Origin of the sequence: Kitasatospora sp. A2-31 (assembly GCF_022288725.1) — a bacterium.
Taxonomy (GTDB): Bacteria; Actinomycetota; Actinomycetes; order Streptomycetales; family Streptomycetaceae; genus Kitasatospora.
In genome coordinates, this window is record NZ_JAKNTA010000008.1 from 214,244 (window position 1) to 232,573 (window position 18,330).

Annotated in this window: 13 protein-coding genes and 1 pseudogene; 4 read left to right on the forward strand and 10 right to left on the reverse strand. The window is 71.1% G+C overall.

Features of this window, described 5'->3' with window-relative positions; all coding sequences use genetic code 11:
* The first annotated feature begins 117 nt into the window (after positions 1-117).
* Positions 118-1,176, forward strand: coding sequence for a DNA integrity scanning diadenylate cyclase DisA (disA, locus tag MCM47_RS23390; protein WP_238863804.1), 1,059 nt, complete (start codon positions 118-120; stop codon positions 1,174-1,176).
* Positions 1,177-1,421: 245 nt separating this feature from the next.
* On the opposite strand, the gene MCM47_RS23395 is transcribed toward disA, so the two are convergent.
* Positions 1,422-2,336: a hypothetical protein gene (locus MCM47_RS23395; RefSeq protein WP_238863823.1), complete on the reverse strand. Its 915-nt coding sequence runs from the start codon at positions 2,334-2,336 to the stop codon at positions 1,422-1,424.
* A 181-nt stretch (positions 2,337-2,517) separates the two neighbouring features.
* Here MCM47_RS23395 and MCM47_RS23400 point away from each other — a divergent pair, with 181 nt between their 5' ends.
* Positions 2,518-3,495 (forward strand): A/G-specific adenine glycosylase, encoded by a 978-nt coding sequence (locus MCM47_RS23400; protein ID WP_238863646.1) that lies wholly within the window; start codon positions 2,518-2,520, stop codon positions 3,493-3,495.
* A gap of 187 nt (positions 3,496-3,682) precedes the next feature.
* Here the strand turns inward: MCM47_RS23400 and MCM47_RS23405 are convergent, their stop codons facing one another.
* Positions 3,683-5,296, reverse strand: a complete 1,614-nt coding sequence (locus tag MCM47_RS23405) for an MDR family MFS transporter (protein WP_374209190.1) — start codon at positions 5,294-5,296, stop codon at positions 3,683-3,685.
* Positions 5,297-5,528: 232 nt separating this feature from the next.
* Here MCM47_RS23405 and MCM47_RS23410 point away from each other — a divergent pair, with 232 nt between their 5' ends.
* Positions 5,529-6,158 (forward strand): TetR/AcrR family transcriptional regulator, encoded by a 630-nt coding sequence (locus MCM47_RS23410; protein WP_238863647.1) that lies wholly within the window; start codon positions 5,529-5,531, stop codon positions 6,156-6,158.
* Positions 6,159-6,303: 145 nt separating this feature from the next.
* Here MCM47_RS23410 and MCM47_RS23415 read toward each other — a convergent pair whose 3' ends face one another.
* Positions 6,304-7,248 (reverse strand): M23 family metallopeptidase, encoded by a 945-nt coding sequence (locus MCM47_RS23415; RefSeq protein ID WP_238863648.1) that lies wholly within the window; start codon positions 7,246-7,248, stop codon positions 6,304-6,306.
* 441 nt (positions 7,249-7,689) lie between these two features.
* On the opposite strand from MCM47_RS23415, the gene MCM47_RS23420 reads away from it, so the two are divergent.
* Positions 7,690-8,856 (forward strand): low specificity L-threonine aldolase, encoded by a 1,167-nt coding sequence (locus MCM47_RS23420; RefSeq protein ID WP_238863649.1) that lies wholly within the window; start codon positions 7,690-7,692, stop codon positions 8,854-8,856.
* Positions 8,857-9,057: 201 nt separating this feature from the next.
* On the opposite strand, the gene MCM47_RS23425 is transcribed toward MCM47_RS23420, so the two are convergent.
* From MCM47_RS23425 to lysX, 7 genes and pseudogenes are all read right to left on the reverse strand, one after another.
* Entirely contained in the window at positions 9,058-11,409 is a 2,352-nt protein-coding gene (locus MCM47_RS23425; protein ID WP_238863650.1) for an immune inhibitor A domain-containing protein, read from the reverse strand.
* Between the two features lie 351 nt (positions 11,410-11,760).
* Positions 11,761-14,280 carry an ATP-dependent Clp protease ATP-binding subunit gene (locus MCM47_RS23430; RefSeq protein WP_238863651.1) on the reverse strand — a complete coding sequence of 840 codons (2,520 nt, stop codon included), beginning with the start codon at positions 14,278-14,280 and terminating at the stop codon, positions 11,761-11,763.
* Positions 14,281-14,986: 706 nt separating this feature from the next.
* Positions 14,987-15,337, reverse strand: coding sequence for an Lsr2 family protein (locus MCM47_RS23435; RefSeq protein WP_238863652.1), 351 nt, complete (start codon positions 15,335-15,337; stop codon positions 14,987-14,989).
* Between the two features lie 92 nt (positions 15,338-15,429).
* The gene (locus MCM47_RS23440; RefSeq protein WP_238863653.1) at positions 15,430-15,966 is read right to left on the reverse strand and encodes an amino-acid N-acetyltransferase; all 537 of its coding nucleotides are present in this window, start codon (positions 15,964-15,966) and stop codon (positions 15,430-15,432) included.
* 9 nt (positions 15,967-15,975) lie between these two features.
* Positions 15,976-16,413 (reverse strand): BlaI/MecI/CopY family transcriptional regulator, encoded by a 438-nt coding sequence (locus MCM47_RS23445; RefSeq protein ID WP_238863654.1) that lies wholly within the window; start codon positions 16,411-16,413, stop codon positions 15,976-15,978.
* Positions 16,414-16,532: 119 nt separating this feature from the next.
* Entirely contained in the window at positions 16,533-16,655 is a 123-nt protein-coding gene (locus tag MCM47_RS41855) for a hypothetical protein (RefSeq protein WP_255752688.1), read from the reverse strand.
* Between the two features lie 4 nt (positions 16,656-16,659).
* A pseudogene (lysX, locus tag MCM47_RS23450) lies at positions 16,660-18,279 on the reverse strand (bifunctional lysylphosphatidylglycerol synthetase/lysine--tRNA ligase LysX); the annotation flags it as partial.
* Positions 18,280-18,330: the final 51 nt, after the last annotated feature.

Consider the following 18,330-nt stretch of genomic DNA (forward strand, 5'->3'; position numbering starts at 1 on the left):
ACAGAGCAACAGACCGTAGGCCGGCGCACCGCGCGAGGCGCGCGGTACGGGGTCGACCGGAGGAGTCACGTGGCAGCCAGCGACCGGGCGGACAAGTCCTCCCGCGAGGAGGCCCTGCTGCGGGCCTCCCTCACCGCCATCGCCCCCGGCACGGGGCTGCGTGACGGCCTGGAACGGGTGCTGCGGGCCAACACCGGCGGTCTGATCGTGCTCGGGTTCGACAAGACGGTCGAGTCGATCTGCACCGGCGGCTTCGTCCTGGACGTGGAGTTCACCGCGACCAGGCTGCGCGAGCTGTGCAAGCTCGACGGCGCCGTCGTGCTGGACAAGGACATCACCAAGATCGTCCGGGCCGGGGTCCACCTGATGCCGGACTCGACCATCCCCACCGACGAGACCGGGACCCGCCACCGCACCGCGGAGCGCGTCAACCGGCAGACCGGCTTCCCGGTGGTCGCGGTCTCGCACTCGATGCGGCTGATCGCGATGTACGTCAACGGCACCCGCCGGGTGCTGGAGGACTCCACCACCGTCCTCTCCCGGGCCAACCAGGCGCTGGCCACCCTGGAGCGGTACAAGCTCCGCCTGGACGAGGTGGCCGGCACCCTCTCCGCGCTGGAGATCGAGGACCTGGTGACGGTCCGGGACGTCACCGCGGTGGCGCAGCGGCTGGAGATGGTCCGGCTGATCGCCACCGAGATCGCCGGCTACGTGCTGGAGCTCGGCATCGACGGCCGGCTGCTCTCGCTGCAGCTGGACGAGCTGATCGCGGGCGTCGAGCCGGAGCGCGAGCTGGTCGCCCGGGACTACTTCCCGGAGCGGGCCGCGAAGAAGGGCCGGACGGTCACCGAGGTGCTGGCCGACCTGGAGGCGCTGACCCACGCCGAGCTGCTGGACCTGCAGACGGTCGCCAAGGCGCTCGGCTACTCGGGCACGCCGGAGTCGCTGGACTCGGCCGTCTCGCCGCGCGGCTACCGGCTGCTGGCCAAGATCCCGCGGCTGCCCAACACGGTGATAGAGCGGCTGGTCGAGCACTTCGGCGGGCTGCAGAAGCTGCTGGCGGCCAGCATCGACGATCTGCAGACGGTCGAGGGCGTCGGCGAGACCAGGGCCCGCTCGGTCCGTGAGGGCCTTTCCCGCCTCGCCGAGTCGTCGATCCTGGAGCGCTACGTCTGATGAAGCGCCACGTCTGACGGGGGGCCAGATAAGGCGCCGGCGCCCGAGCGCCCGGCCGCCGGGTAGCTGCCGGGCCGGCCCCGAGGATCCACGGATCCCCGGGGCCGGCCGCGTTGCCGAGGCCGGGACGCCCGTACCCCGCGCCACCGCGCCGCTGCCCGCGCGGAGGACGCCGACGCCCCGGCGCGGGAACCGGCCGGGGCGAACGGGACGACGAGGAGCGGTGCGGCGGTGGTGAGGAGTGGTCAGCTCTCCAGGCGGATCGAGGAGCGCGCCGAGGCCTGGCCCCCGGAGAGGCCGGTCAGCTCGGCGACCACCAGGTAGTTCCCGGCGGGCGCGGGGGCCGGATCGGCCGTGGCGCACTGCGGCTTGCTGCGGACGCGGTCCCAGGTGAAGGTCTCGGTCAGGCTGCCGTTCGCGGGGATCTGCACCCAGCTGCTGCCCCGGTCCTGCGGGCAGTCGCCGGAGGACCAGACGCGGTCGCCGTTGCTCGCCGTCACGGTGATGGCGGAGGCCGTGCGGCCGAGGTCGACCCGGCAGTTGGCGCCAGAGGCGTTGTGCACGGTCAGTGCCAGCTTCGGCTTGTCCTTGGGCTGGTAGGCGTTCTGGGCGCCGGCCAGCTCCAGGGTCACCTGGGAGGAGACGCAGACCGGCAGGGCCATCACCTCGGAGGTGTTCACCGGGGGAGTCCCGCCGGTGCCGCCGGAACCGCCGCCCGTGCCACCGGCTGCGCCGCCGGAACCGCCGGAACCGCCGGCCGCTGCGCCGCCCGCCGCCGCACCGCCTCCGGTCGTCCCGCCGGTGGGTGCCGGGTTGGTGCCACCGCCGGTGGTGCCGCCGGTGCTGAGGCTGACGTCGCCGCCGCCGGAACCGGAGACCGCCCCGCCGCCCGTGCCGGCGCCGCCGCTCCCGCCGCTGCCGGGACGCGAGTTGTTCGCGGGGCCGCTGGGCGAGGCGCCGGGCGTGATCGCCTGGGCGGGGGTCTGGGACGGCGCGGCCTGCGCGGCCTTGCCGGCCGAGCCGCCGTCACCGCCGCCCTGATCGGACATCAGCCAGTAGACCAGGGCGATGACCGCGGCGACGGCGACGGCGACGACGAGGCGTCGCCGCCAGTAGATCGAGGCCGGCAGCGGTCCGACGGGTTGACGGAGAGAGGGCACGCCCAAACTCTACGAGACAGTGTGTGCCCCTTGACGCACCAACACCGCACAGTCGCCCCTTCCTTCACATGATCCGCCATTTGCGCCGTTCGGGCGAGGCTGATCGGGGGCTTTCGGGTGAGATGCGGATCTCCTCACTCCGCTTCGGTCGGCCGCGCCGGCATGGGAGGATCGAAGGGCCATGGCTGCCACCACCGTCACCCCCGCCGTCCCCCGTCCCGCCGCCCGCCCGGCCACCGCCGCCGGCCCGGCCGGGGCGGACGCCGTCGTCGTCCCGCTCGCGCTGCCGCTGCCGGTGCTGCACTCGACCGTCCTCGGCTGGTACGAGGCCAACGCCCGCGACCTGCCCTGGCGGACCCCCGAGGCCACGCCCTGGGCGGTGATGGTGAGCGAGTTCATGCTCCAGCAGACCCCGGTGAAGCGGGTGCTGCCCGCTTGGGCGGCGTGGCTGGAGCGCTGGCCGACCCCGGCCGACCTGGCCGCCGAGGCGCCCGGCGAGGCGGTGCGGATGTGGGGGCGGCTGGGCTACCCGCGGCGCGCCCTGCGGCTGCACGCGGCCGCGGTGGCGATCACCGAGGAGCACGGCGGTGAGGTCCCGGACGACCACGCGACGCTGCTCTCGCTGCCCGGCGTGGGCGAGTACACGGCCGCCGCCGTGGCGTCCTTCGCCTTCCGCCAGCGGCACGTGGTGCTGGACACCAACGTCCGCCGGGTCTTCGCCCGGGCGGTGATCGGGGTGGAGTACCCGGCGCAGGCCACCACGGCGGCGGAGCGCCGGACGGCGACCGCGCTGCTGCCCGCGGACACCGAGACGGCCGCCACGTGGGCGGTCGCGGTGATGGAGCTGGGCGCGCTGGTCTGCACGGCCCGCGGGCCGGAGTGCGGCGACTGCCCGCTGTTCACCGCCTGCGCCTGGCAGCGGGCCGGCTGCCCGCCCTACGAGGGCCCGGCGCGGCGCGGCCAGTCGTACGAGGGCACCGACCGCCAGGTGCGCGGGAAGCTGCTCGCGGTGCTGCGGGCCGAGCACGGCACGGTGGAGCAGGCCCGGCTGGACGCCGTCTGGCCGGACCCGGTCCAGCGGGCCCGGGCGCTGGACGGCCTCGTCGCGGACGGCCTGGTCGAGCCCGTGGAGCAGGGCGTCTACCGGCTCCCGCAGTAGCCCGGAACCGTCGGCGGGACGCCCACCCGGGCCGCCGCACCGCACCACACCCCACCGCACCCACCCCACCCCACCGCACAGCGCCCCACCCCACCGCACAGCGCCCCTCCGGCGGACCCGTGACCGGCGGCCCCGGAAAGCGCGGATCCCCCCTCCCGAGGCGGAAGGGGGGATCTCCGGGCCGGCGTCAGATCGCGACGGGCTCGGCGTTGGGCTCGGTGGCCTTGCCGCCGTCGCCGTCCTTCGGCGGGGCGCCGGCGCCCCGCAGCGGGACCTCGCGCATGAAGACCGCGGCGGCGACCGCGATCACCGCGACCGCGGCACCCCAGAGGAAGACGGTGTGAATGCCGTTGGACACCGCGTGGTGGTAGGCGTCCTGGACCGGGGCGGGCATCGCCTTGAGCGTTTCCAGGCTCACCTGGTTCGGGTCGGCGTTGCCGCCGCCCGCGGCCGCATCGCCGAGCCGCTCCTTCATGGTCTCGGTGACCCGGCTGTTGAACAGCGCGCCGAACAGCGCGACGCCGAAGGAGCCGCCGATGGTGCGGAACAGGGTGGCGGTGGAGCTGGCCACGCCCATGTCCTTCAGCTCGACGCTGTTCTGCGCGACCAGCATGGTGATCTGCATCAGGAAGCCCATGCCCGCACCGAGCACGACCATCCAGCAGGCGGAGGTGAAGCTGCTGGTCTCGGTGCCCATGGTGGAGAGCAGGAGCATGCCGCCGGTCATCACGATCGTGCCGATGATCGGGTAGATCCGGTACTTGCCGGTCTTGGTCACCGCCTGGCCGACCACCAGCGAGATGACCAGCATGCCGAACATCATCGGCATCAGGAGCAGGCCGGAGCTGGTGGCCGAGGCGCCCTGGACGGTCTGCTGGTAGAGCGGCAGGAAGACGGTCGCACCGAACATCACGAAGCCGACGATGAAGCCGATCAGCGAGACCAGGGTGAAGTTCAGGTTCTTGAACAGGTCGAGCGGGAGCATCGGCTCCTCGACCCGCCGCTCGACGTAACAGAAGGCGATCAGGGTGGCGGCGGCCAGCGCGGCCAGGCCCAGGATCTGCTTGGAGCCCCAGGCGTAGTCCTGCCCGCCCCAGGTGGTGATCAGGGTGAGCGCGGTGATGCCGGTGGTGAGCAGGAGCGCGCCGACGTAGTCGATCCGGGCCTTGTTGTGGACCTTCGGCAGCTTCAGCGTGACGACGACGACGGCGAGCGCGACCACGCCGAGCGGCAGGTTGATGTAGAAGGTCCAGCGCCAGCTCAGGTGGTCGGTGAGGAAGCCGCCGATCAGCGGGCCTCCGACGGTGGCGAGCGCCATCACCGCGGCGAACATGCCCTGGTACTTGCCGCGGTCGCGCGGCGGGACCAGCGCACCCATGATCGACATCACGCCGACCATCAGACCGCCGGCGCCCAGGCCCTGCAGCGCGCGGAAGCCGATCAGCTCGTTCATGTTCTGCGAGAGGCCGGAGAGGGCCGAGCCCGCCAGGAAGATCACGATCGAGGTGAGGAAGGTGCCCTTGCGGCCGTAGAGGTCGCCGAGCTTGCCCCAGATCGGGGTGGAGGCGGCGGTGGCGAGGATGTAGGCGGTGACCACCCAGGAGAGGTGCTCGGCGCCGCCGAGGTCGCGGACGATGGTCGGCATCGCGGTGCCGACGATCAGGTTGTCGAGCATGGCCAGCAGCATGGTGACGACCAGGCCGATCATGACCAGGCGGATCTCGCGGGGGGAGCGGACGGGCTCCTCCTCCTCGGCTGCCTTCTTCTCCGGTGCCGGGTCGGCGGACTTGGGTTGTGACATGGGGGTGGTGTCTCCCGGACTGGATCGGACGGTCGGGCTGGCCGCTTGTTCGGCCTACTTACTTGTCGCCCGGCTAGTTTTGTGGACCGTCGGCACGGTAAGTTGTCCACTAGCCGGTCGTCAAGCCAGTTTTTCCGACGGCCCCCCGGGCAGGGAGAATGTGGCCGGGGGGACGGGCATCGGAAGCCGGGCCCGGCCAACGCAGCACTCCGACCGACGCATGAGGCAGGCCATGGGTACGACGCACAGCCCGCGCAGCGACACCCGGGCCCGCATCATCGCGGTCGCACTGGAGCTGTTCTCCGAGCAGGGCTACGAGCAGACCTCGCTGCGCGAGATCGCCGACCGGCTCGGCGTCACCAAGGCGGCGCTGTACTACCACTTCAAGACCAAGGACGACATCGTCCACGGCATCGTCGAAGGCATGGCCGCCCCGATCGACGAGACCATCGCCTGGGGCCGCACGCAGCCCTGGTCGCCCGGACTGCGGGACGAGCTGATCCGCCGGTTCGCCGCCGGGATGTCCGAGCGGGCGCCGCTGCTGCGCTTCTTCCACGAGAACCAGCCCGCGCTGCGCGACTCGCCCGCCGGGCTGGAGTTCCGCGACCGCATGATCGCGATGGTCCGCCTGGTGCACGGCCCGGACGCCACCTTCGAGGACCGGCTGCGCGCCGCCATGTCGCTGTTCACCATCAACTCGGCGCTCTTCCTGCTCAAGCAGGACGTCACCGAGTGCGAGGCCGGGGAGCGCGCCGACGGCGCCCCGGTGAAGGTGGCCACGCTGGAGGAGGCGATGGCGGCCGCCCAGCGGGTGGCGCTGCAGATCGGCGGTCTGATCGACCACCCCGCGGCGACCGTCTGACACCCGTTCACCCGTTCACCCGTTCACCCGTTCGCCGTCCGGCGCGCCCGCCCCGACCGCCGCCGGACACGCCGCCGGACACGCCGCCGGACACACCGAAGGGCGGCCGGAGGACCCGGCCGCCCCGGGAATCCCGGACGGTTCCTCAGAACCCGGTGACCCCGTGCCCGGAGAGGTAGGCGATCGGGTTGATCACCGCGCCGTAGTGGTTGCTGGAGCGGATCTCGAAGTGCAGGTGGGGCCCGGTCGAGTTGCCGGTGCTCCCGGACCGGCCGATCTGCTCGGCCGCCGAGACCTTCTCGCCCTTCGACACCGAGATCGACGACAGGTGCGCGTACTGCGCGTACCGCCCGTCGGCGAGCCGGAGCACGATCTCCTTGCCGTAGGCGCCGTCCCAGCCGGCGGAGACCACGGTGGCGTTGCCGACGGCCAGCAGCGGCGTGCCCGGGGCCACCGCGAAGTCCACCCCGGTGTGGTAGCCGGCCGCGTACTCGGGGTTGGCCACGCCGTACGGGTTGCTGGTCGGCGCGCCCGGCACGGGCGCGGACCACTCGGGGGCGGGCGCCGGCGCGGGGGCGGGGGCGGGTGCCGGGGCCGGCGCGGGCTCCGGGGCGGGGGCGGGCGCCGGTTCGGCCGGCGGAGCCTGGTCCTGGGAGGCCGCCGGGGCGGCGGGCGGCTCGGGGGCCTGGAGGTTGGCGGCGACGGCCACGTCCTGCTGGGCGGACTCCTGGTCGTGCGCCAGCTTGTACGGGCTCGGACCGGCCACCTGGACCACGCCCGTGGCGGGCGCCGCGCCCTGCGGGGCGGTGAACGCCGAGCTGCCGGGGGTCGTGGGTATGACCGTCTGCGCCGAGGCGCTGCCGGGCGCGGCGACCAGCAGGGCGCCGGACAGTATCACCGCGCTGGCGCCGACCGCGGTGGCGGTGCGGTGCCGGGTGGCCTGCAGCGGGCCCTGGGCCAGCGCGTTCCGCGGGGCGGTGAGGGCGCGCAGCGGGGCGGAGTGGGTGCGGACGGCGTGGCCGAGCCGGGGCTGCCAGGCCGCCGCCTGGGTCGCCGCGCGGGCGGCGAGGCGGCGGAGGGCCGGCCCCATGGGCGGGACGGAAGACATCGGGAGCTCAACCTCACGGACGTACGGGGACAGCACAACGAGCCCGTTCGGGCGTGCTGAGCGGGGGACCACTCAGGTGTAACCGTCACCGAGCGGAGTCCCAAACGGTGTGACCTACTACGGCGTGTAGTCAGCGTTGCGCCGGAGATTCAAGCTGATGGAGTAACGATCATTCGATCGGATGGTCCGTTCAGGGGCGGAGGCGCCCGCAGGGCCCCTCCGGCGGTCCTACTACGGCCGCTCGTACCGCCCGGGGGTCCTGTGACCAGTGCCACCCGCCGCGGGCGTTTGCGGGCCGTCCAGGCCCTGCGGAGCCGCCCCCCGGGGCCGCTCCACGGGGCCGCCGCACGGGCCGGCGGAGCCGACGGCGCGCGCGCCGTCCGCACCGCTGACCGGAGGCCCCCGCTGCGGGACCATCGACGCATGTATCCCAACAGGAGCGAATCCACCGAGGGCGACCGGGGTCCGGGCCTCCAGGAGCGCCGCTACGCCGCGCTGCGCGGCTGCGAGCGGCTGCTCTCCGGCGCCCGGCCGCGGAGCATGCGCGAGCGGCTCGCCGACCTGGCCGAGGACGCCGGCGGCGTGTACGACCTGGACCGGCGGCCGGACATGTACGGCGACGGCGTGGTCCGCGCCCTGGAGCGCAAGGTCGCGGAGCTGCTCGGCACCGAGGACGCGGCCTTCTTCCCGACCGGCACCATGGCCCAGCAGGTGGCGCTGCGGATCCACGCCGAGGCGGCCGGCCTGTGGACGGTCGCGACGCACCCGCTCGGCCACACCGAGCAGCACGAGCGCCAGGCGCTCTCCGTGCTGAGCGGTCTGCGCAGCGTCTGGCCCACGGTCGCGCCCCGCCTGCCGACCGTGGCCGAGCTGCGCGCCTTCGACGAGCCGTACGCGGCGATGATCGTGGAGCTGCCGCTGCGCGAGGCCGGGTTCGTGCTGCCGTCCTGGGACGACCTGCTGGCCGTGGCCGCGGTGGTCCGGGTGGAACAGGGCGCCGCGCTGCACCTGGACGGGGCCCGGATCTGGGAGTCGGCGGTGCACTTCGGCCGCCCGCTGCCGGAGGTCGCCGCACAGGCGGACTCCGTCTACGTCTCCTTCTACAAGACCCTGGGCGGGATCAGCGGCGCCGCGCTGGCCGGCCGGGAGGGCTTCGTCCGGACCGCCAAGGCCTGGCGGCACCGCTACGGCGGGCAGCTCTTCCAGCAGTGGCCCGCGGCGCTCTCCGCACTGGCCGGGCTGGACCGCGAACTGCCGCGGCTGGCCGGGTACGTGACGCACGCGAAGGCGGTCGCGGCGGCGCTGGTCGAGGGGTTCGCGGCGGTTCCGGGCGCCCGGGTCCACCCGGCACCGCCGCACACCCACCAGTTCCAGCTCTGGCTCCCGTACACCCCGGAGGAGCTGGACACGGCGGGGCTGCGGCTGGTGGAGGGGTCCGGGGCGGCGCTGTTCGGCGCCTGGCGGGAGCAGGGGCTGCCGGGGCTGTCGATGACCGAGGTGACGGTGGCGGCCGACGCGCTGGAGTGGACGGAGAAGGACGTCGCGGAGGCGGTGGAGGCCTTCGTCGCGCTGCTGCCGGACCGCAGGTAGGACCTGGCCCGAGCGGCGCTGCCCGAGCGGCGGGGCCCGAGCGGCGGGGCCCGATCGGCGGGGCCCGAGCCGGGGGAGCCGCCGGGCCCGCCGGCCGGACCGCCCCGGAAGGCGTCCGGCCCGCCCCCGCGGGTGCGGGGACGGGCCGGACGGTGTATCAGAGGCGCCTGGTCAGAGGCTGATCGTCACTGCTCGGTGCGATCAGTTGTCGACCGGACGGACCCGGATCCAGGTCTCCAGGTAGTTCGAGGACTCGTTCTCGACCTCGATGCTGGTGCCCGTCTTCGGGACGATGACGCTGCTGTACGGGTTGTCCTTCGACCAGTACGACTTCAGGTCGGAGAACTCGTCGACGCCCTTGGCCTTCGGAACGACGGTCTCGACGCCGTTCTTGTGCAGGGTCAGGCCGTCGACCCGGCGCGAGCCGAAGGGCGAGTCGAAGCCCTGGATGCGCGGACGCATCAGGCTGCCGTCGGCCCACTTGATCGGGGTCGGGTGCGAGTCGATCGGGAGGATCAGACCCGAGCCCGGGTGGTTGGTGACGTTGTTGTCGGTCTGCGACTCGTCCCACAGCCAGATCAGCAGACCGGCCTGGTAGGGGTAGTGCTCCACCCAGTTCGGCTTGGCGGCGCCGAAGCCGAAGTTGTACGGGCCGACCTGGAGGGTGCGGTCGTACGAGACGTACTGGCGGTTCTCGGCGATGTAGTACTGGTTGTACTCGTTCGAGAACTTGCCGGTGATCCGGGAGAAGCCCTTGGGGGTCCAGCCGTTGTCACCGTTCTCGGCGCCGTCGGTGAAGACGGTGGCGCCGTCGGCGGTGATGGCGATCTCGTCCAGGGCCAGGCCCTTGAGGTGCAGACCGCCGTCGGTGGTGTAGTGGAAGCGGACCTTGACGGCCTTGCCGGCGTACGCGTCCAGCGGGAAGGACAGGTCGCCCCACTTGCCGCCCGAGTTGCCGGTCAGACCGGCCTTGTTGGCGGCGTTCTTCGGGATGGCGACGCCGTTGAAGGTGCCGTCCAGGGCGGTCCAGTTGGCGCCGCCGTCGGTCGAGACCTCGGCGTAGCCGTAGTCGAAGTCCTGCTCGATGTCGTACCAGGCCTTGGCGCTGAGCGCGGCCTTGGTCTTGCCGGTCAGGTCGACGTCACGGGCCAGCGAGACGTTCAGGTCGTCCGCGCTGCCGCTCCACCACTCGTTGCCACCCGCGAACGGGGTGTTGATCTCGGTGGTGACGGTCTTCTTCGGCAGGTCGACGACCAGCGCCTGCGGCAGCTTGCTGTTGTACTCCACCGGGCCGATGTGGTGGGTCGACTCGGTGCCGGCCTTGGCCTTGTCGAACTTCAGCCAGCCGAGCTTGAGCTTGCTCCAGGCGTCGAGGTCGTTCGGCATGTCGCCGATCGAGTTCTTGCCCTCGCCGAGCCAGGAGCCGGAGGACATCAGCGACCAGAAGCCGACCGAGTTGTCGATCCCGCTGCCCGAGGTGTCGTAGAGGTCCGGCAGACCGAGGTCGTGGCCGTACTCGTGGGCGAAGACACCGAGGCCGCCGTTCTCGGGCTGCATGGTGTAGTCGCCGATCCAGATGCCGGTGTCACCGACCGGGGTGCCGCCGAGCAGGTTGCCGGTCGGGCCGGTCGAGCCCTGCTGGGAGCCGTAGACGTACGAGCGGTGGGCCCAGAGCGCGTCGGTGCCCTGCTTGCCACCGCCGGCCGACTGGTCCTCACCGGCGTGCACGATCTGGAAGTGGTCGATGTAACCGTCGGGCTCGTTGAAGTTGCCGTCGTGGTCGTAGTCGTACCGGTCCCACTGGTCGTACTGCGCGATGGTGGCCTTGATCTGAGCGTCCGTCTGGCCCTTGGCCTTCTGGTCGGCGACCCAGGCGTTGATGCCGTCGCGGATGAGGTCCTGCGCGTTGGCGCAGACGTGCTGGCCGCAGTAGTCCGAGCCGTAACGGGCCTCGTTCCACGGCACCTTCACCCAGTCGGTGACCTGGCCGTCGACCGAGTAGCGGCCCGAGGACTGCTTCTCGTAGTACGTCTTCAGCGAGTCCTGGGTCTTGCTGAAGTACATGTCCTGGTAGTGCTGCTGGTTGTAGTCAGCCTGCCAGAGCGTCGAGTTGTTGGTGGCCGCGTCGGGCTTCTCGATCTGGTTGTGCGACGGACCGGGGGTGCCGCCGTACTTGACCTTGCCGTCCGGGGTCTTCGTGGTGGTGTCCACCTGGTCGCTGAAGTCGACCAGGATGGTGAAGATCTTGTCCGTGCGCTCGCGGGCCAGCTCGACGTACTTGTCCTTGCCCAGCTTGATGCTGGTGCTGCCGCCGTGCTCCTCGATCTTCGCGGTGCCGGCGAGCAGCTGCTCGGTGGCGGCCTTCTGCTCGGCCTCGACCTTGGCGGTCAGCGGGCCCGGAATGTTGTGTTCAGTGCTGACCTGAACGGCGTCGGCCGGGTCCTGCGGGGCCGGGGCCGAACCGGCCGCGACGGCCGTGCCCGGGAGCAGGCCCGCGCCGAGCGCGGCTATGACCGCCGTGGCCGAGACGGCCGCAGCGGCTTTCCTGGTCATCTTCAACGTTGTGACGTCCTCCCCAAACCGGCCGGCTCTTGGCCTCCCGGTAAACCAATGAAAGACAGGTGGAGGACATTTGATCCAAGCGTGGACGGAAAAGATAGACCTTGACCGTGACATGGCCACAGCGCTATCCTCCGCGACTTGCTATCAGATGACGGAGCGTCAACAACATTGTCATTAATGATGACAGTTGAGTCGATCGTGCTCGCACGAGCCCCTGAGGGGGCCTCCGACCTGCGGCTTCGTGGGCAGGATCACAGGTTTCGCGACGTCGCGTAAAACGGCCTGAGCCCCCGGCGCGAACGCCGGGGGCTCAGAATGTTTGCTGTTGTCTGTTAAATGTTGCTACTTCGTCAGGTCCGGACCGGACGAGGCGACAGCAGCCGGAGTGTCCGCGACCGCGGACTTCTCCTCGCCGCGGAAGGTGAAGGTGGCCTCCTTGCCCTCACCCTCGACGTCGACGACCACGATGTGGCCGGCCCGCAGCTCGCCGAAGAGGATCTTCTCGGAGAGGTGGTCCTCGATCTCGCGCTGGATGGTGCGGCGCAGCGGACGGGCACCCAGGATCGGGTCGTAGCCGCGCTTGGCCAGCAGCTTCTTGGCCTCGACGCTGAGCTCCAGGCCCATGTCCTTGTCCTTGAGCCGCTCGTCCACCTTGGCGATCATCAGGTCGACGATCTGGATGATGTCGTCCTCGGACAGCTGGTGGAAGACCACGATGTCGTCGACGCGGTTCAGGAACTCGGGGCGGAAGTGCTGCTTGAGCTCCTCGCCGACCTTCGCCTTCATCCGCTCGTACCCGGTCTGGGTGTCGCCCTGGGCCGCGAAGCCCAGGTTGAAGCCCTTGGAGATGTCCCGGGTGCCGAGGTTGGTCGTCATGATGATGACGGTGTTCTTGAAGTCGACCACGCGGCCCTGCGAGTCGGTCAGGCGGCCGTCCTCCAGGATCTGCAGCAGCGAGTTGAAGATGTCCGGGTGGGCCTTCTCGACCTCGTCGAAGAGGACGACCGAGAACGGCTTGCGGCGGACCTTCTCGGTCAGCTGGCCGCCCTCCTCGTAGCCCACGTATCCGGGGGGCGAACCGAAGAGCCGGGAGACGGTGTGCTTCTCGGAGAACTCGGACATGTCGAGGGCGATCAGCGCGTCCTCGTCGCCGAAGAGGAACTCCGCCAGCGTCTTGGACAGCTCGGTCTTACCGACGCCGGACGGGCCGGCGAAGATGAACGAGCCGCCGGGGCGCTTCGGGTCCTTGAGGCCCGCACGGGTGCGCCGGATGGCCTGGGAGAGCGCCTTGATGGCGTCCTTCTGGCCGATGACGCGCTTGTGCAGCTCGTCCTCCATGCGCAGCAGGCGGGAGGTCTCCTCCTCGGTCAGCTTGAAGACCGGGATGCCGGTGGCGGTGGCCAGGACCTCGGCGATGAGCTCCTCGTTGACCTCCGCGACGACGTCCATGTCGCCGGCCTTCCACTCCTTCTCGCGCTTGGCCTTGGCCTGCAGGAGCTGCTTCTCGTCGTCGCGCAGGGACGCGGCCTTCTCGAAGTCCTGCGCGTCGATCGCGCTCTCCTTCTCGCGGCGCACGTCGGCGATCTTCTCGTCGAACTCGCGCAGGTCCGGCGGCGCGGTCATCCGGCGGATGCGCATCCGGGAGCCGGCCTCGTCGATCAGGTCGATCGCCTTGTCCGGGAGGAAGCGGTCGGAGATGTACCGGTCGGCCAGGGTGGCGGCGGCGACCAGGGCGGAGTCCGTGATGGAGACCCGGTGGTGGGCCTCGTAGCGGTCCCGCAGCCCCTTGAGGATCTCGATGGTGTGCGGCAGCGAGGGCTCCGCGACCTGGATCGGCTGGAAGCGGCGCTCCAGCGCGGCGTCCTTCTCCAGGTGCTTGCGGTACTCGTCCAGGGTGGTGGCACCGATGGTCTGCAGCTCGCCGCGGGCCAGCATCGGCTTCAGGATGCTGGCGGCGTCGATGGCGCCCTCGGCGGCGCCCGCGCCGACCAGGGTGTGCAGCTCGTCGATGAACAGGATGATGTCGCCGCGGGTGCGGATCTCCTTGAGCACCTTCTTCAGGCGCTCCTCGAAGTCACCGCGGTAGCGCGAGCCGGCGACCAGGGCGCCGAGGTCCAGCGTGTAGAGCTGCTTGTCCTTGAGCGTCTCCGGGACCTCGCCCTTGACGATCGCCTGGGCCAGGCCCTCGACCACGGCGGTCTTGCCGACGCCGGGCTCACCGATCAGCACGGGGTTGTTCTTGGTGCGGCGGGACAGCACCTGCATGACCCGCTCGATCTCCTTCTCGCGCCCGATCACCGGGTCGAGCTTGGCCTCGCGGGCGGCCTGCGTGAGGTTGCGGCCGAACTGGTCCAGGACCAGCGAGGTGGACGGGGTGCCCTCGGCGGGCCCGCCGGCCGTGGCCGACTCCTTGCCGCCACCGGTCTGGTAGCCGGAGAGCAGCTGGATGACCTGCTGGCGCACCCGGTTGAGGTCGGCTCCGAGCTTCACCAGGACCTGGGCGGCGACGCCCTCGCCCTCGCGGATCAGGCCGAGCAGGATGTGCTCGGTGCCGATGTAGTTGTGGCCGAGCTGCAGGGCCTCCCGGAGCGACAGCTCCAGGACCTTCTTCGCCCGGGGGGTGAAGGGAATGTGACCGGACGGGGCCTGCTGGCCCTGGCCGATGATCTCCTCGACCTGCTGGCGAACGGCCTCAAGAGAAATCCCGAGGCTCTCCAGGGCCTTAGCGGCGACACCCTCACCCTCGTGGATCAGACCCAGGAGGATGTGCTCGGTGCCGATGTAGTTGTGGTTGAGCATCCGGGCTTCTTCCTGAGCCAGGACGACAACCCGCCGCGCGCGGTCGGTGAACCTCTCGAACATCGTTTATCGCTCCTCAGAGCGGTCGGGCAGTTCGGGGTCGGTCCCCGCCCTGTCCTTCCGCATGCTAGTCCCGCTCAGCGGCGCGGCCCACGGATTCACTCCCCGTACGGGAGCGAGATGCTGCGCGACCAGCCGACACCAATCCCAACCTGATGCTGGGAGACGGTGTTCCCACAGGTGGGCCGGATGCACCAGATACCGCTACGCCATCGGCGAACAACGCCGGCCTCGCCGGATCCGGGCGGCCTGCGGTCGGTCGCACGTACTGCCCCGGTCGGGGTGGTCGGACCCCGTCCACCTGCATTCATACCCGGTATCGGGGCGGTTCTCGCGCAGTTTCCGCGGTGGCGGTGTTCGCCTGGCGAGAAGTCGGCCGGCGGTGACGTCGGTTCAGCTGCGACCGCTGCGGCCGGTAGGCCATACCGGTGGTGTCGGCGTTACCGCTCCGCCCCTACAGCGTTGCACAACTCGTGATTGTTCCGCCGCCCGAGCCGCCGCCCGGGCAGCCGCAAGGGCAGCCGTCCCGGCCGCTCTCCGGGCCGACGGCCGCAGCGGTGCCCGCAGCGGCGCTCAGGCCCCGGCCGGCGGCCGCCCGGCCGCGTGCCGCGGGGCGCGGAGGAGGTTCCTCCGCGCCCCGTGCGTGTGGCCGGAAGGCCGCGGGTTCCCACCGGGGCCCCGCCGCTCCGGCGGTCCGGCGGCGCCGGGATCAGGACGCGTTGGCCTTCTCGTAGGCCTCGCGGACGTTGCTCGGCACCCGGCCGCGGTCGTTGACCTCCAGACCCTGCTCCTTGGCCCACGCGCGGATCTTGGCGGTGTCCGGAGCGCTGCCGGACGGCCGCGGAGCCGCGCTGCGGCCCGGGCGGCGGGCGCCGGCCAGCCGGCCGCTCTGCTTGCGGCCCTTCTCCACGTACGGCGCCAGCAGACCGCGCAGCTTGTCCGCGTTGGCGCTCTTCAGGTCGATCTCGTAGGCAACGCCGTCGAGCGCGAACGTCACCGTCTCGTCCGCCGAACCACCGTCGAGATCGTCTTCAAGAATGACCTGCACCCTCTGTGCCACGGGCTTCCCTTTCCGCTAAACGACCCATTGCCTAAGGAAAGGAAAGCGCCTTTCCGCGGAAAACACAAACCCCTGCCCGCTCCCGGGGGCGGTCACAGGTGCAGCAGCATGCGCGAGTTGCCCAGAGTGTTGGGCTTCACCCGCTCCAGGTCGAGGAACTCCGCGACACCTTCATCGTACGAGCGGAGAAGTTCTTCATAGACATCCGTAGCGATCGCCGCCGGGTCTGTCGTACCATCATCGGTTTCCTGGAGCTCGCCGATCTCGACGAAACCGTGTTTCGCGAAGAAGGACACCTCGAACGTCAAGCAGAAAATCCGACGGACGCCCAGCCAGCGCGCGGTCTGCAGCAGCTTCTCCAGCAGCAGGTGTCCGACCCCGTGGCCGCGGCAGGACGGATCGACCGCGAGCGTGCGGACCTCGGCGAGGTCCTCCCACATGACGTGCAGTGCTCCGCAGGCCACGACCGTGCCGTCGTCGTCGCGTTCCGCGACCCAGAACTCCTGGACCGACTCGAACAGTGTGACCGTCGGCTTGTCGAGCAGAATGCCGTCGCGTGAGTACGCGTCGATGAGCCCGCGCACTGCCCGCACGTCCGTGGTCCGCGCCCGGCGGATGGTGACCTCCATGGCGGGACGTTATCGCGCCGGCCCCTCCCCGGTCTCCCCGGTATCCGCCGGGGGCCCGGCGGAATCCGCCGGCGCCGGATCGGTCGGGAACGGAGCGGCCACCCGCAACGCGTCGCGCAGTGCCTCCCGTTGCTCGGGCGACATCAGGCCGAAGAAGTGCACCAGGGCCGCCGCGGGATTGTCACTGGTCGCCCACGCGTCGTTCATGAGGGCCGCGGTGTAGGCCTCGCGGGACGAGACCGGTTCATATCGATAGGCCCGCCCGGCGCGCTCCCGGCGCAGCCAGCCCTTTCTGTGGAGCTTGTCCAGGACGGTCATCACCGTGGTGTACGCGATATCGCGTTCCGACTGCAGATCCAGGAGAACCTCGCGAACCGTGACCGGTCGGTTCCACTGCCACACCCGGGTCATGATGGCGTTCTCAAGTTCGCCGAGTTGCCGGACCATAGTGCGGCCAGGATAGGGAGTGAATGGGGCAAATCTTGTGAAGTGCCGCCAAACCGGCGCGCCGCCACCCCCGGAATCGGGAATGGCGGCGCGCGGCTGCTCGCGGGCGGCTGACGGCGTCAGTCGACCAGGTCCTCCTTGGCCTTCTGGGCTCCACCCTGGGTGCGGACGATGGCCCGCACCAGGAAGCCGAAGAAGACCGCCATGACCAGCGGCGGGACGATCGCGCTGACGTAGTCCATCAGGTCACTCCTCCTCTGTCTTCTCCGCCGCGGCGGCGGACGCCTTGGGCTCCGGCTTCACCAGCGGGAAGAGCACGGTCTCCCGGATGTTCTTGCCGGTCAGCAGCATGATCAGGCGGTCCACCCCGAGGCCGAGGCCGCCGGTGGGCGGCATGGCGTACTCGAGGGCCCGCAGGAAGTCCTCGTCGAGCTGCATCGCCTCGACGTCGCCACCGGCCGCCAGCAGGGACTGCGCGGTCAGCCGGGCGCGCTGCTCGACCGGGTCGATCAGCTCGGAGTAGGCGGTGCCGATCTCGGTGCCGAAGATCACCAGGTCCCACTTCTCGGCCACGCCCGGGATCGAGCGGTGCTGGCGGGTCAGCGGGGAGACCTCGGTCGGGTAGTCCTTGATGAAGGTCGGCCGGACGGCGTTCTCCTCCAGCAGGCGCTCGACCATCTCCAGCACGATCTGGCCGTGGCCCCACTCCTTCTCGAAGGGGATGCCGTGCTCGGTGGCCAGCTTGCGGAGCTCCTCGACACCGGTCTCCGGGGTGACCTCGGTGCCCAGGTGCTCGGAGATGCCCGGGTAGACGCTGACCTCGGCCCACGGCTCGGCCAGGTCGATCTCGTGCTCCACGCCGTGCGGGTCCAGGCCCTTGATCACCGTGGTGCCCAGCGCGTCCCGGGCGGCGTTGATGATGGTGGCGCGGATCAGCTCGGCCTGGGTGTCGTAGTCGCCGTAGGCCTCGTACGACTCCAGCGAGGTGAACTCCGGGTTGTGCGTGGAGTCCGCGCCCTCGTTGCGGAAGTTGCGGTTGATCTCGAAGACCTTCTCCGCACCGCCGACCACGAGCCGCTTGAGGTAGAGCTCGGGGGCGATCCGCATGAAGAGGTCGATGTCGTACGCGTTGATGTGCGTCTTGAACGGGCGGGCGTTGGCGCCGCCGTGCACCGGCTGCAGCATCGGGGTCTCGACCTCGATGTAGCCGCGCTCCTCGTAGGTGCGGCGGATCGAGCGGACGACCTTGGACCGCAGGTGCAGGATCTCGCGGGCCTCGGGGTTGACGATCAGGTCGACGTACCGCTGGCGGACCCGGGCCTCCGGGTCGGTCAGGCCCTTGTGCTTGTCCGGCAGCGGGCGCAGGCACTTGGCGGTGAGCGCCCAGTCGTCCACCATCACCGACAGCTCGCCGCGGCGGGAGGTGATCACCTCGCCCTCGACGCCGACCTGGTCGCCGAGGTCGATGTCGGACTTCCAGGCCGCCAGCCGCTCCTCGCCCAGCTTGTCGAGGGAGAGCATCACCTGGAGGTCGGCGGTGCCGTCGCGCAGGGTGGCGAAGCAGAGCTTGCCGCCGGTGCGGGAGAGGATCACCCGGCCGGTGATGCCGACCCGCTCGCCGGTCGCGGTGTCCGGCGCCAGGTCCGGGTGCTTGGCGCGGAGGTCCGCGATGGTGCTGGTCCGGGGGAATCCGACCGGGTACGGGTCGACACCGGCCGCCCGCAGCCGGTCCAGCTTCTCGCGCCGCACGCGCATCTGCTCGGGAAGGTCGTCGGTCGCGGGGAGGGGGCTCTGATCGCTCACCCCACCAGGGTAGCCAGCCCGTGGTGGTGCTCCGCCACGGGATATCCGTGCCGCGCGCCCGGGCTGGTCGGCCGTGCGGTGAACGGGCCGCGCGCGCGACGGCGCCGGGGACCG